Source organism: Candidatus Kuenenia sp. (genome assembly GCF_039794105.1).
Lineage (GTDB): Bacteria > Planctomycetota > Brocadiia > Brocadiales > Brocadiaceae > Kuenenia.
In genome coordinates this window covers 14,351-27,624 of record NZ_JBDIWA010000044.1, presented here as the reverse complement: position 1 = coordinate 27,624, position 13,274 = coordinate 14,351, and the positions used below count along the sequence as shown (strand labels likewise).

Below are 13,274 nucleotides of genomic sequence, written 5' to 3'. Positions count from 1 at the left end.
TAGGGCGAAGTACTATTTGATTCATTGAAATAGCCAGGACACCTGTAATAAAAGAAATAGAAATAATCGCCGTGATAAACGCATGTTGCCGCTGCTTGGCAAGGAGCCTGTCAAATTCTTTACGGGATTTTTTTAATTTAATTAAGCCAAAAATAGTGTCGTTAAAATGAACGGGGGCAATGACATTTATATAATTCACATTATCTATCTTTTCCAGACTCAATAAAATTTGATCTTTTTTTATTTGATCGATGTCTTTTTGGGTTAACTTGATCTGATCAATGGAAAGTGTCTTTTTAGAAATTAGGTACCTTAATGTACCATCGTCCTGGAAAGAAAAGAGATCAATGCGAACAATACTTGGCCGAACAGACATCAACTCCTCTAAATTCTCATCTATGATATTCACATTTGAAATTCTTTTGGTCGTTACTATACTTAAGTCCAATTGTCTCACGATCTTATCGACTTCATCGCTAAGATCGGCCTCTGCTTTTTTTTCAATGATTTTCTGGGAGTAATACGTAGAAGCAGAAAGGGACAGGAGAAGGCTCCCGATAATGATAAAAAGGATTTTTATTTTAATTCTCATACTATTTTATGCACTAAAAACAACACGATAATTTTTCAATCTGTTCCATAATTTGCCTCGTAATCACTTCAATCCATTTTTGTCTGCATTTTTTCCAAATTTCATCCAATTTATCTTCTCCCGGTTTTCTTCCTTCATCATCTATTGAATATTCATAAGTTTAGTAAAATTGATCATAAAAGCCTTATTGCAGGAATTAAAGAATACCAGGCAAAGATACATGGTTAAAGAGGTATTTTACATTGAATAATGATTATGCTTACCATTCCTATCTTAGCGTCATGTTTCCCCTCAACAATTTTTATTTCCTCTTCTGTTAATCCATACAGCTTATAAACTATTTCGTCTATCAGCTCATCCGTCACCTTAATTCTGGCTTTTAGTGGTTCGAGGATTGACTTGCTTTTTGCAAATTGATTTTCAAACAATTCCTGAGTCTTTCGATCTGAAGGGTATATGGATAGTTTGTTTTTATTCTTCTTGAGGATTTTGAGGAGTTGATTAAAAGTAGTTTGAGTGAAGCCTGCACTGAGGTTATCGAAGGGCGAAGCACACCCAGCAAAAAAAGGCATTGATGGTTTCGCTCTGCTTAACTCATCCTACTTGCCTAACGCCAAAAATCAGCCGCTGCGCTTTTTCGGTAGGCTTCAGTGATTGGTTATGCCAAGATCTTCATTTTGTACAATAGCAATGAATAATTAAGTAAGGTGTCCCCCGAATTACCTAATCAAAGATATCTGAAGAAAATGAAATTAATAAACAATTAGAAGAAATTAAATAACTAATCAAGGTGTGACCCCACTCCCATTAAATTTAGATTTTTGCATTTTAAATTAAAACTACCAGCTCTTTTCACGGTAGATCGCAATCAGCGCGAAGAAAAGTGAGAGCAAGACCGGCGCTAAGAAAATTCCCATCAGCCCGAAGAATTTGATCCCTCCTAAAATTCCAAAAAAGAGCAGGAAGTAGGGAAGGTGTGTCTTTTTTCCGATCAGTGCCGGTTTGATGAAGTTATCAATCAGGCCGATGACGAAAAATCCTAGGACGGCTAGAAGACCTGCTCTCATATATTGATGCGTGACAGCCAGATAAATCACTAGCGGCAGCCAAACGGCGGTGGTGCCGACCATGGGAATCATCGAGGTAATAAAGGTGAGCATCGCAAAAAATAACGAGAGCGGCAGGCCGATCGCCCAGTAAATAATGCCTGCCACCGTGGCTTGCGCGAGGCTGGTCAAGAGCTGGCCGCGGATGACCGCCGAGAAGGTCTCGCTGATTCTTTGAAAAACGAGATATTTGTGTTTTTCTTCCAGAGGCACAATTTCATAAATGAAACTGTAAATAGCATTGCCATCCTTTAGAAAAACAAAAACCAGAAAGAACATCATCAGGATATTCAAAATCACAAAAAACACATTCTTTGTAATCGTTCCTGCCTGCGCGGCGGTGTAGTTGCCGACGGCCCGCGCTGAAGAAAGCATCCACTCATTCAAATTTTGCTTGAGCGGTTCCCATTGAACCAGGCGATCTTCAATATTTTGCACCACATGAAAGGAACGTACGTGATCAATGAGGGCTTCCAAACGTCCTTCGCGGACATAATCTGCCGCGAGCGGATAAAGGTCAATGGCTTGAGCGGACAGATTGACAATTAAATAAATAACCGGGGGAATCACGAGAAGGAAAATCAAGACAGTCATCAAAAGCGAGGACACAGTCTCGTTTTTCAAAAGCCTGTTCAACTGCGCGTAGACGGGATAAAAAGTAAAAGCCAGAATGGCAGACCAGAAAATAGCCTTGAAAAAGGGCGAGAAAATATAAATCACCATGCTGACTACAAAAACCAACAGGGCTATAAAGAAATAAGAGATAAATTTATCGTGAGTCATTTGTATCCTTAAAAAAGGGGAGAATTAATACAAAACAAATTCTACATTCATTTTCCAAAAAAGCTATATTTTAATCACTCTTGTCCAAATTAAATCTTCAATAAGCTCACAAATCCATATTTTATACTGTGTCTTGTTTATGTATCTTTTTTTCAAAAGCCTGTCCAGCCGTTCTTTGTCCACATACCACATTTCCCCTTCGGTGAATGCCTGCTTTAAAAATTCACAATAAGAGAATGGGTTCGTCGTATTGATGTTTGATTGTTTGAGGTCGGTGCACAACTTTCAAAATCGAACCTGTCGAAGAAAAAAAATGGGGTCAAACCATGATTAGTGATTTAATTTCTTCTAATCGTCTATGAATTTCATTATCTTTCGATATCATTGATTGCATAATAGATACTCGCCTACTTATTGAAGAATAACTAAGTCCAAACAAATTACCGATTTCCTGATTATTAAAAATATTTCCTCGCTCATTTCCCCGAGATAAGATATGATAGCAAGCCACTTCAAATTCTATGCGCCATTGTCGTGCCATGACAGGCAAGATAGCAAAAGTAGCTTCTTTTGCCAACAATATAACCACTAATCAAGGTATGACCCCACTCCTGACCCCTGATTATCAAAAGAGTCGAAACAGATTTGTCAGTGATAAAGATTTGACCCGCATGACCCCCTTGATGCATCGAAAAAGTGTGCATGTTTCTTTACTATTATATTCTTTTTTCTTAAAAAATAGTTTCCTAATAACATTTTAGTTTTTTGAAAATCAAATCGATTATAAAAACAATTTAACCCCGTTAGGGGTGGTCTGTTTGTAGTAGCTCGCCATCATGATCGCCATGATCGGCATTAACAGCGTTTTTGCAGCATACGAAATTGCCTTGGCGTCCGTGAGCCTCGCCCAACTACGGAGGCTCGCGGATGATCACCGGAGCGGGGCGAAAGTCGCCCTGTACATGAAGCAGAACATGGAGGCGAGCCTGGCCGTCGTCCAACTGGGGATTACACTGGTTGGCGCCATTGCAGCGGCTGTCGGTGGGACCGGCGCTGCGGAGGATGTAGCCCCGGCCCTTATTAGTCACCTGGGTGTTTCAGAGGGTATGGCTGAGGTTCTGGCCATTGCGCTCGTGGTTGTCCCTCTTACCGTCGTGACAATCGTCGTCGGAGAGTTGATACCAAAGGTGTTCGCGCTGCGCAATGCGGAAAGGGTGTGCCTCGCTCTTTCGCCTTTCATGCGTTGGTTCTCATTCAGCGTCTGGCCTGCCGTGTGGCTGTTTGAAACGGTTGTCATGGGTGTCATGTCGTGGGGTGAGCGCTGCCTTGGATCGGGTGATGCGGGCAAGCCTGAGACGGTGGAGCTTCAAGAACTCCGCGCAACAACCGCCATGGCCCGCGCCTCGCTGCTTATTGGGCACCGGGAGGAACGCATCATTCTGGGAGCGATGGAGTTGCAGTCACGCTCAATCCGCACTATCATGCTCCCGGCCGAACATGTAACCACACTCGATGCGAATGTCTCACTGGCGGACAACCTGATCACGGCCCACCTCGACATGCATACACGCTTTCCCGTCGTTGCACAAAAGGGAGACCCGCAGACTATCATCGGTTACGCGAACTTCAAGGACATCATTGCCACAATGCGCCTGGCCCCACAGGAACCCACGTTCCGTACCATCATCCGCCCGATCCTGTCTTTCAAGGACGACGAACGGATTGCCGTATGTCTTGAGCGAATGATGCGTGAGCACACACACATTGCCTTGGTGCGTGACGCCAACGGCATGGTGGTGGGGCTGGTCACGCTCGAAGACATCCTGGATGAATTGGTGGGCGAGATCGAGGACGAGTACGACCGCCTTCCTGCTCACATTGTCGAATCTGGTTCTTCCTGGGTTGCAGGTGGCGGGGTTTCCGTTGACCGATTGAAGGCCACAACCGGCATCGACATAAGTGTCGATCCCCCAGTGGCCGGTGCTCACACGCTCAGCGATTGGGTCAGCGGTCATCTTGGCAGGGAAGTTCGCGGGGGCGATGTTGTCGAAAGGGGCACTGTGCGAGTCGTGGTTCGCAAGGTCCGCCGGAAGAAAGTCCAGGAAGCTCAGGTGAGCCGGTTTGAGCAAGGGCGGCCGCCTAACAAGGCGAGGCATCAGACCGGTGGGGTATGATGGCTATCGGGGTCGCTACAGTTCTCCAGCCCCGCCGGCTGTTGAGCCAAGCATAATGTTTGAGAGTTATTTATATCAATCATAGTAACTCGTCCACTGCAATGCTCAATGATAGTACAATCACCGTGGTCTATCAATTCCTTGACGTAAAAAACACATATGCCAAAAACTCCAGTAATTATAGCACTATTTGCCGCTTTTCTATTCGGAGCCGCAACACCGGCAAGCAAAGCTCTATTGGTTGATATACCACCATTTCAGCTTGCTGGTTTATTATACATAGGTGGGGCTCTTGGAGTTATTCCTCTCATTTTCAAAAAATAATTATTTTTAAAGCCTTGGTGCCTTGATAAGAAAAACTTATTCAGACTCATTGGCTCTATTGTATTCGGTGGCATTTTAGGACCAGTTTTTTTACTTTTCGGACTTCAGTTTGCATCGTCTGTATCAGTGTCTCTGTGGCTTAATCTAGAACTTGTCGCCACTGCACTACTTGGATATTTTATTTTCAGAGATCACCTTACTCCTTACGGTTGGCTCTCAACTGCGGGCATGTTAATTGCGGCTGCTCTATTAACCAAAGTAGAAGGTTTTTCTGGTATCACAGCAGGTATTTTTGTTGCAATTGCATGTTTATGTTGGGGGGCAGATAACCATTTAACCGTTCTCATTAAAGGAATTCCCCCATCGCAAACAACATTTTGGAAAGGTATTGTTGCTGGCATTGTCAATTTCTCCATCGGCATATTTATATCTTCAACGGAAATATCATTTAGGCTATTTGGCATTGCCATAATTGTCGGAGTTTTTTCTTACGGAATAAGTGTTGTCCTTTATATTATATTTGCACAGAAACTTGGCACAACAAGAGGTCAGATTATTTTTTCAACAGCACCTTTTTTTGGTGTACTTCTTTCAATAACGTTATTGGGTGAGTCTATGGTTAATACCCAAATATGGGCAGGGTTAATCATTATGGGTTCTTTAATTTTTTTGTTTCTTGAAAAACATAAGCACGAACACCTCCATTATGCCATTACCCATGATCACTGGCACAAACATGATGATGAGCATCGTGCCCATATTCTGCCTGATGTACCACATGGTTTATGGCACTCTCATTCGCATGAACATGAAGAAATATCACACACACATAAACATTTGCCTGACTTGGACCACAGACATAAACATAATAAATAAATGCCTACCGGGACGTAACTATTCAGCGTACTTTCGCCCACAATCACTACGAGTGAACAAAATATTGATTATGGAATCCCGAAGGGATGTCATGATTATAGCATATCGTCATGCAATTATTGTTAACCCCCGTAGGGGTGGCATGGTATCATTATTTCGCGATATTTCACCCCTATGGGGTTGAATATTGTGGTGTGTTTTTCTCTATAATCATGTCATTCCTTCGGGATTTTTCTGTCTGTCCGTTTTCCCTATTGGCTCTTAACTATTCTGAGAAAATATTCTCTGTCAGTTTCGCTGAATAGTTACGAATATACATTAAAAGAATTGACCTTTGGAGCGATATTAGGAACGATACAGTTTGTAGAACGCATGAGAGAGAAACTGAAGAAGAGGAAGGAAGTAAGGAATGATGCAGATATCAGGTATGGTATATGCACGCCCATGTCCAAAAATAGATGAAATAAGCGAAGCAGTGCGTGGAGCATACGGAATACCTAGTGAAGAATTGTGTGTTAAAGGACACAAAGGCAATGAAAGTCGTGATGTGGCAATATATTTATCGAAAAAGTATTCAAGATGTACGTGTGATGAAATAGGTAAATATTTTGGAGGTATTCGACCATCAGCAGTGAGTTTGGGGAGCAGGCGAGTAATTGAGCGGATGAAGTCGGATAAGAGGTTTTTGAATAAGATTAAACAACTAGAGGCTCATATAGCAAATCGATAATTATTACATCGGAGAAATATCAAATATCAAAGATGTGATAATCACCACCCCACTGCTAATAAACTTCGAGGAGTTGATTAAAGTCATGTTCGTGATATTCCTTTATGGAAGTCTTGTTTGCAAGGGTCAATCTCTGCGCTAATTTTGCCAAAGTGCTTTTATACTCGTAATCCCTTATAGACAACTGTTGCCGAATAATAGACCTCAGTTGTCTTGCAGGATTCAGGCAATATTCAACAAATTGATCATTATTGAGTAAGTAAAATTGGGGATTCCTTCATAGGCCAAATACCAATTTCAGCGCCTCTTTTGCTTTCAATATATCATCTTCTCTAATAACACCCAATTTCCTTATCAATCTCTTTTCCGAAACAGACCTCATCTGAAATACATCTATTACTGAAATTTTTCCCAGGTTATTCAATTTATCAGGAATGAGTTGTATCATCCATGGTACTACTTTATATTTTTCTTTATAATCAGTAATGGGCGCAACTACCTTGAGCGGTAAAACACCTATACTATCATCATTTAAAATAACGCACGGTCTGGTTTTTCTAATTTCTGCTCCAATTGATGGATCTAAATTTATTAACCATATTTCTTTTTGCTTCATCTGAATTCCTCAGAATCAAGAGAAGTCATCGCTACAAGATCGGTATCCAATGTGTATTCAGGAGCCATCATTTTAGCAATTTTTTGAAGGTTTTTTGCTTTGTAATCCCTCGAAAATTTTTCAAAAGCCTTACTTAAAATTTCCGATTTTGGCATTTTTAGTTTTTTCTCTAATTCTTCAACTTCTTTTAAAATTTCTGTTGGTAAAGAAATAGTTATCTTTTTTGCCTTTTGTACTGTCGGACTCATAAGAACCTCCTGTAATTTTTTGACCATAAATAATTTGTTATTCAATAAATCTTTTAAAATGTTTTTAATTTTAGAAGTTTAATATTGAGAATAAGCTCTATAACTTTTTGTTAGATTAATAATTATTTTATCAAATAATTTTGAGAAAAACGATTCATAAATTTATTTATCAGCACTGAAGTTTGCCGCACTGGCATTGAAAACCGACATTTGGCCGTTTTGCATAGTTGCCTTAATTCTGGTTTTTAATGGTTCGAGGATTGACTTGCTTTCAGCAAATTGATTTTCAAGAAGTTCCTGGGTCTTCCAATCCGAGAGGTATATGGATACCTTGTTTCTATTATTCTTGAGGATTTCGAGGAGTTGATTAAAAGTAGTTTGCGTGAAGCCTGCACTGATTCCAAAAAAGCTATATTTTAATCACTCTTGTCCAAATTAAATCTTCAATAAGCGCACAAATCCATATTTTATACTGTGTCTTGTTTATGTATCCTTTTTTCAAAAGCCTGTCCAGCCGTTCTTTGTCCACATACCACATTTTCCCTTCGGTGAATGCCTGCTTTAAAAATTCACAATAAGAGAATGGGTTCGTCGTATTGATGTTTGATTGTTTAAGGTCGGTGCGCAATTTTTCAAAATCGAACCTGTCGCAAGGTGGTGAAGGCCGACCCGCAGGAGGCTTTCTCAATGAAGTTCTGCCCACAACCCGGCAGTTCCCAGATGAGTAATTTGTTTCAAACCTGCAATTCTGGGCAATTCTGGGGACACCATACTTAATTATGGAGATTCACATTTTTCTTTTGAGGTCCCTTCGGGCCGGGTTTATGCCTGTGTAGTATTCGCCCAAGAACATTTTCAAGCCGGGCTATAAGACTGTCAGTACCAAGTGGTCTCCCGGTTCTCTCATGACATCGAAACTCCTCGGCTTTCTCATCCGACAGACCTCTGGAAAGAAAATCACTCCATGTAAAAAGAGTTACAGATGTTTCATTTTTCATTTTTCACATTTGAAATGTAGTAAACAGCAGGAACAATGAATATGTTTAACAGGGTGGAACTGAGTAAACCTCCTAATATCACTTTTGCCATCGGGCTTTGTATTTCGTTTCCGGGCAAGTCGCCTGTTATTGCCAGGGGAATTAATGCCAAAGCGGTAGTTAAGGCAGTCATGAGAATCGGGTTTAGTCTGTCCAAAGAACCTTTCATAATAGTTTCATACAAGGCAACACCCTGACTTTGCAATGCCTGGTAACGTGAAACCAATAATATGCCATTACGCGTCGCTATTCCAAACAGTGTAATAAATCCAATGATAGAGGGAATGCTCATGATTCTTCCTGTAAACCAAATGCTTAAGACACCGCCTATCAGCGCCAAAGGTAGATTGAGAAAAACAATGCCTGCAAGCTTGATATTTTTAAATTCCTGATAAAGCAAAAGAAAGATGATGAATAAGGACATTAAAGAGGTGAGGAATAATATTTTCGATGCCTTTGCTTCGCTTTCAAATTGTCCGCCGTATTGAATGCGGTAGTTTTCCGGTAACTGAATAGTATCATCGATTTTTTCTTTGATTTGATTGACTACACTTTTTAAATCACGCCCGGCGACATTAGCTGAAACTACAATTTTTCGCTGTACATTCTCCCGGTTAATGGTGTTGGGTCCCGTTGTCGAAACAATATCAGCTACATAATGTAAGGGGATTTTGGATGTTAAATTTTGAATTTTGGATTGTGGGGTTGGATTGATATTGGTATCAATTAAAACGTTTCGGATATTTTCTATTTTGCCCCTGTTCTCATCATTAAATCGCAATACCAGATCAAAACTTTTGTTGCTTTCAAAAACCTGAGATACTTTTTCACCTGCGAAGGCGACATCAATAAATTCGGTAAATTGGCCTATTGAAATACCATGTTTGGCAAGCATATCCCGTTTTGCTTTTATTTGTATTTGCGGAATTTCAATTTGCTGTTCCACACTAATATCCACAAGCCCTTCTATGCCTTCAATGTTGCGTTGTATTTGATTGGCAAGGGAAAACATTGTAGATAAGTTTGTCCCGAAAAGCTTAATGGCAATGTTGGCCCTTGTGCCTGAAAGCATGTGGTCAATACGGTGTCCTATGGGCTGCCCGATGGTGATGTTCGCTTCAGAAACAGCGCTTAATTTTTCCCGAACGTCCTTCATAAATTCTTCCCTGCTTCTTTCTGCCAAAATAAAAGGGGCATCGATTTCGGCAGCATTTACCCCCTGTGCATGTTCGTCTAATTCGGCCCTTCCTGTCCTGCGTGAAGTAATTGAGATTTCAGGCACAGACAGCAGGATATTTTCAATCCTGTTTCCTATTTTATTTGATTCTTCAAGTGATATGCCCGGCATACTGACAGCGCTTACCGTTAAAGTCCCTTCGTTAAATTCGGGCAGGAAACTTCTCCCCAAATGAAACATGAGAAAAATTGCTGCAATGAATAACACGATGGATATTCCAAGTACTGTTTTTTTAATTTTCATTATTTTTTCTAATGCGGAATTATAATATCGGTTAAGCCATCTTTCTGTCCAACTTCCTTTTGCTTGCTTTAAAAGCATTTTATCGTTGATAAGCATAAAACTGCAGAGCACAGGGGTAAGTGTTGCCGCAACAATGAGGGATGCGAATAGCGAAACGACAAAAGAGATGCCAAGAGGCTGCAACATTCTCCCCTCCATCCCACCCAGGAAAAACAAGGGGATAAAAGCGACGATGATAATGAGGGTTGCATTAAGGATTGAAGACCGAATCTCTTTTGAGGCTTCGTAAACTATGACAAGTGAGTTTTTTCGTTCTTCACTACTTTTTTGCGCGTTTTCCTTCAGACGCTTGAAGACGTTTTCCACATCAATAACGGCATCATCTACCAATGAGCCAATGGCAATTGCCATTCCTCCAAGGGACATGGTATTGATAGTTAACCCCAGAAATTTAAGGGTAATAATGGAAACGATAAGAGAAAGGGGAATCGCTATCAGGGAAATAATGGTGGTTCGGAAGTTCATTAAGAAAAAGAACATAACGATAATGACAAAGAGAGAACCCTCCATCAGCGCTTTTTTAATATTGTTTACAGAAGCCTGAATAAAATCTGCCTGACGAAATATGCTGGTGTCGATTTTGATGTCAGAGGGAAGGGTTTTGGCAATCTCTGTAATGGCACTATCAATTTTTTCTGTGAGTTCCAGAGTATTAGTTCCTGGCTGTTTTGCTACGGTCATAATAATCGCCGGACTTGCTTTCAGTGAACCATCCCCGATTTTAGGGAGTGCGCTGCCTATTCTCACTTCTGCGACATCTTCTATTTTTATCGGAACATTAGCAACAACCTTAATTACGGCATTGCCAATTTCTTCCACGCTGTTTGTTCTTCCAACACCTCTTATGATGTATTCATTACCAAATTCGTTCATGAAACCACCTGAAGCATTAAGATTGCTCTCTTTACTTGCCTCCATCAATTCGTTTAAAGAAACGTTGTAATATTTCATTTTTTGAGGAGACGCAAGTATTTGGTACTGTTTGAATTCTCCGCCAATTACCATTACCTGTGATACTCCTCCTGTCGCTAATAACCTTGGCCGGATATTCCAGTCAGCAATGGTTCTTAAATCCATTGGGGATGTGCTATCTGATGATAAACTGATAAGCATAATTTCCCCCATGATGGACGATTGAGGAGCAAGTGCAGGGTTTCCCACTCCCAGCGGCAGCTTTTCTGCAATGGTGATTAGTTTTTCGCTCACTATTTGCCGTGCCTTAAAAATATCCGTTCCCCATTCAAATTCTATCCATACAATGGATATTCCTGCCGATGATGATGACCTTACCCTGCGCACATTAGTGGCTCCATTGACAGACGTTTCAATCCGAAAGGTTACTAATTTCTCAACCTCTTCCGGAGCCATTCCATGTGCCTCTGTTAACACTACGACCGTTGGTGCAGTAAGGTCAGGAAATACATCCACTTCCATTTTGGTGGCCGTGTAAATGCCTGCTATTAAAAGCAGCGCTGATGCCGCTATAATCATTAAGCGATTGTTTAGTGAGTATTCTATGATTTTATTTAACATGGTAGAATTCCTTTAGTGTTCATGCCCATGAGCAGGCATTTTACCTGACATGGTTGCTAATTTTATTTGATAGGCGCCTTTTGTGACAACTCTTTCTCCTTCCTTTATTCCTGCTAACACCTGTACATTAACGCCATCACTAACTCCGATTTTTAGTTCACGCTTTTGGAATCCCTCACCTGATGTTTGAACATAGGCAAAGTAATTTCCCTGTTCCTCTATGAGCGCTGAATAAGGTATTACTAAAGCATCTCTCATTACATTTGTTTTCAGAAATACCTCTACAAACGAACCGGGAATGATTTCGCCATTATTGTCAATCTCAAAATTTACAGGTACATAATAATCATCATTGTTTATGCTTCTCCCATATGAAATGAGTTCACCATTTAAACTGTCAGTAGAGTATATTTTATCGTGATAAGCAGTTCTGAAGTTTGCGGATGAAATGCTGTTAAGCCTTGAGAAATACCTTTGGGGCACTTCGGCTGTCAAAATGAGTTTGCGGTTTTGAGAAACGCTTGCTATATGCTGCCCGATCTCAACACACTCCCCTTCGCTTACCAGCACATTTTTTATAAACCCGTCTATTGGTGAAGTGATTTTGTGTCCGCCAGCAGTATAGTTTTTTTCAATAGTGTTAAAAGCGGATTGAGCATTTTTATACAGGAGTTGTGTTTCCAGGAAATTTTTTTGTGAAATGATATTGTCTTTCACCAATTCTTTGGCTCTTTCAAAATCAAGTTTGTTTTTTTCATAGTTATTTTTTGCTTCTTTATATTTCGTGTCTGAATTGCCTTCCGTTAAACCGGCTCCTGAGATTATAAATAGCGTTTCATCAGCATTTACCTCAGAACCAATCATTTTTTTATTGTTTCCGAATGTTATGATACCTTTGCTTTTTGCTGTTATGGCGGCCTCGTCACCATATGCAGGCAATATTTGTCCAGTGGTTTGAATTATTTCAGTAAAGGGCTCTCTTTTTACTTCCCTGTTGGCGAAATCTATCTGCCATGCCTGTTCTTTTAAATAAACAATTTCTTCGCCAATTATTTGTTCTTGTAGATTTGTCAGCGCCGTTTTTGTGTCGGGGTAAACAGGGATATTTGCGATTGTTATTTTGTCAGAAAATTCATTGGTCTGAATATCAAAGACCAACTGATATGTGCCGGAATTTTCAGGATGCAAAGACAATCGAAAGATGCCTGGAGATGATGGTTCTTCTGCTTTATCAGTTAATGGTATCCCGTTTCCGGTCAGGCTGACAGTTACGGAACCTTCAGCAACTGCTTTGAAACTTTTCCCTAACCTGGTAAAGTGGGCGGCGAACTTTGAGGTCTTCCCTACTATCAAAGGTTTAAACTCTACAAATAGTTCCGATTTGTCTGTGTAGAGAGTGTAAGCAAGCGACTCAGGCTCTATTATGCCTGCCTGCACTTCATCTCCGTGTAAATGTCCTTGTCCGGCATTGCCGTGTTTGTGATTGTTGTCATTACAGCCTGCCAATAAGCCTGCAACAATGACGAATGAAATCATTATTTTGTTCATAATGAATGGTATTAAATGATCAATAATTTGTTTACGACCAAGCAAATATCTGATCAGACAAAGCTGATAAAAAACAGATGTTCTTATCATGTATGTATCCTCATGTAAAAAAATGCTGAAATTACGCCAGGAAGAACCCACCCCTTAAATCCCCTCCCAAGAGGGGA

At 40.5% G+C, this 13,274-nt stretch carries 12 protein-coding genes and 1 pseudogene; 4 read left to right on the top strand and 9 right to left on the bottom strand.

Features of this window, described 5'->3' with window-relative positions; translation table 11 throughout:
* The 4 genes from ABJL82_RS15200 to ABJL82_RS15185 all read right to left on the bottom strand — a co-directional run.
* Positions 1 to 592: hypothetical protein (locus tag ABJL82_RS15200; RefSeq protein WP_347275554.1), on the bottom strand; the 592-nt coding region annotated here is incomplete at its 3' end.
* 224 nt (positions 593 to 816) lie between these two features.
* The gene (locus ABJL82_RS15195; RefSeq protein ID WP_347275553.1) at positions 817 to 1,164 is read right to left on the bottom strand and encodes a hypothetical protein; all 348 of its coding nucleotides are present in this window, start codon (positions 1,162 to 1,164) and stop codon (positions 817 to 819) included.
* A 267-nt stretch (positions 1,165 to 1,431) separates the two neighbouring features.
* Positions 1,432 to 2,481 (bottom strand): AI-2E family transporter, encoded by a 1,050-nt coding sequence (locus ABJL82_RS15190; RefSeq protein WP_347275552.1) that lies wholly within the window; start codon positions 2,479 to 2,481, stop codon positions 1,432 to 1,434.
* Between the two features lie 319 nt (positions 2,482 to 2,800).
* The gene (locus ABJL82_RS15185; protein WP_347275551.1) at positions 2,801 to 3,058 is read right to left on the bottom strand and encodes a hypothetical protein; all 258 of its coding nucleotides are present in this window, start codon (positions 3,056 to 3,058) and stop codon (positions 2,801 to 2,803) included.
* Positions 3,059 to 3,317: 259 nt separating this feature from the next.
* On the opposite strand from ABJL82_RS15185, the gene ABJL82_RS15180 reads away from it, so the two are divergent.
* The 4 genes and pseudogenes from ABJL82_RS15180 (at position 3,318) to ABJL82_RS15165 (ending at position 6,585) form a co-directional block, all read left to right on the top strand.
* Complete coding sequence (locus ABJL82_RS15180; RefSeq protein ID WP_347275550.1) at positions 3,318 to 4,655, top strand: hemolysin family protein; 1,338 nt, start codon at positions 3,318 to 3,320, stop codon at positions 4,653 to 4,655.
* Between the two features lie 357 nt (positions 4,656 to 5,012).
* Positions 5,013 to 5,219 (top strand): annotated as a pseudogene (locus tag ABJL82_RS15175) (EamA family transporter); the annotation flags it as partial.
* On the top strand, positions 5,208 to 5,855 hold the full coding sequence (locus ABJL82_RS15170; RefSeq protein ID WP_347275555.1) for an EamA family transporter: 648 nt from the start codon (positions 5,208 to 5,210) through the stop codon (positions 5,853 to 5,855). The pseudogene ABJL82_RS15175 and the gene ABJL82_RS15170, both read left to right, overlap by 12 nt.
* A 409-nt stretch (positions 5,856 to 6,264) precedes the next feature.
* Positions 6,265 to 6,585, top strand: coding sequence for a helix-turn-helix domain-containing protein (locus ABJL82_RS15165; RefSeq protein WP_347275549.1), 321 nt, complete (start codon positions 6,265 to 6,267; stop codon positions 6,583 to 6,585).
* Positions 6,586 to 6,862: 277 nt separating this feature from the next.
* On the opposite strand, the gene ABJL82_RS15160 is transcribed toward ABJL82_RS15165, so the two are convergent.
* The 5 genes from ABJL82_RS15160 to ABJL82_RS15140 all read right to left on the bottom strand — a co-directional run bounded on the left by ABJL82_RS15160 (position 6,863) and on the right by ABJL82_RS15140 (position 13,197).
* Positions 6,863 to 7,201: a type II toxin-antitoxin system PemK/MazF family toxin gene (locus ABJL82_RS15160; RefSeq protein ID WP_347275548.1), complete on the bottom strand. Its 339-nt coding sequence runs from the start codon at positions 7,199 to 7,201 to the stop codon at positions 6,863 to 6,865.
* Entirely contained in the window at positions 7,198 to 7,449 is a 252-nt protein-coding gene (locus ABJL82_RS15155; protein ID WP_347275547.1) for a ribbon-helix-helix domain-containing protein, read from the bottom strand. The genes ABJL82_RS15160 and ABJL82_RS15155 overlap by 4 nt, the downstream gene beginning before the upstream one ends.
* 409 nt (positions 7,450 to 7,858) lie before the next feature.
* Positions 7,859 to 8,137 (bottom strand): hypothetical protein, encoded by a 279-nt coding sequence (locus tag ABJL82_RS15150; protein WP_347275546.1) that lies wholly within the window; start codon positions 8,135 to 8,137, stop codon positions 7,859 to 7,861.
* A 299-nt stretch (positions 8,138 to 8,436) separates the two neighbouring features.
* Complete coding sequence (locus ABJL82_RS15145) at positions 8,437 to 11,559, bottom strand: efflux RND transporter permease subunit (protein WP_347275545.1); 3,123 nt, start codon at positions 11,557 to 11,559, stop codon at positions 8,437 to 8,439.
* 12 nt (positions 11,560 to 11,571) lie between these two features.
* Positions 11,572 to 13,197: an efflux RND transporter periplasmic adaptor subunit gene (locus ABJL82_RS15140; RefSeq protein WP_347275544.1), complete on the bottom strand. Its 1,626-nt coding sequence runs from the start codon at positions 13,195 to 13,197 to the stop codon at positions 11,572 to 11,574.
* Positions 13,198 to 13,274: the final 77 nt, after the last annotated feature.

Excerpts from the sequence above, each read along its gene's own strand:
- ABJL82_RS15195 (WP_347275553.1), bottom strand. The coding sequence starts at position 1,164 with ATGCCTTTTTTTGCTGGGTGTGCTTCGCCCTTCGATAACCTCAGTGCA.
- ABJL82_RS15190 (WP_347275552.1), bottom strand. The coding sequence starts at position 2,481 with ATGACTCACGATAAATTTATCTCTTATTTCTTTATAGCCCTGTTGGTT.
- ABJL82_RS15180 (WP_347275550.1), top strand. The coding sequence starts at position 3,318 with ATGATCGCCATGATCGGCATTAACAGCGTTTTTGCAGCATACGAAATT.
- ABJL82_RS15170 (WP_347275555.1), top strand. The coding sequence starts at position 5,208 with ATGTTAATTGCGGCTGCTCTATTAACCAAAGTAGAAGGTTTTTCTGGT.
- ABJL82_RS15165 (WP_347275549.1), top strand. The coding sequence starts at position 6,265 with ATGATGCAGATATCAGGTATGGTATATGCACGCCCATGTCCAAAAATA.
- ABJL82_RS15160 (WP_347275548.1), bottom strand. The coding sequence starts at position 7,201 with ATGAAGCAAAAAGAAATATGGTTAATAAATTTAGATCCATCAATTGGA.
- ABJL82_RS15155 (WP_347275547.1), bottom strand. The coding sequence starts at position 7,449 with ATGAGTCCGACAGTACAAAAGGCAAAAAAGATAACTATTTCTTTACCA.
- ABJL82_RS15145 (WP_347275545.1), bottom strand. The coding sequence starts at position 11,559 with ATGTTAAATAAAATCATAGAATACTCACTAAACAATCGCTTAATGATT.
- ABJL82_RS15140 (WP_347275544.1), bottom strand. The coding sequence starts at position 13,197 with ATGATAAGAACATCTGTTTTTTATCAGCTTTGTCTGATCAGATATTTG.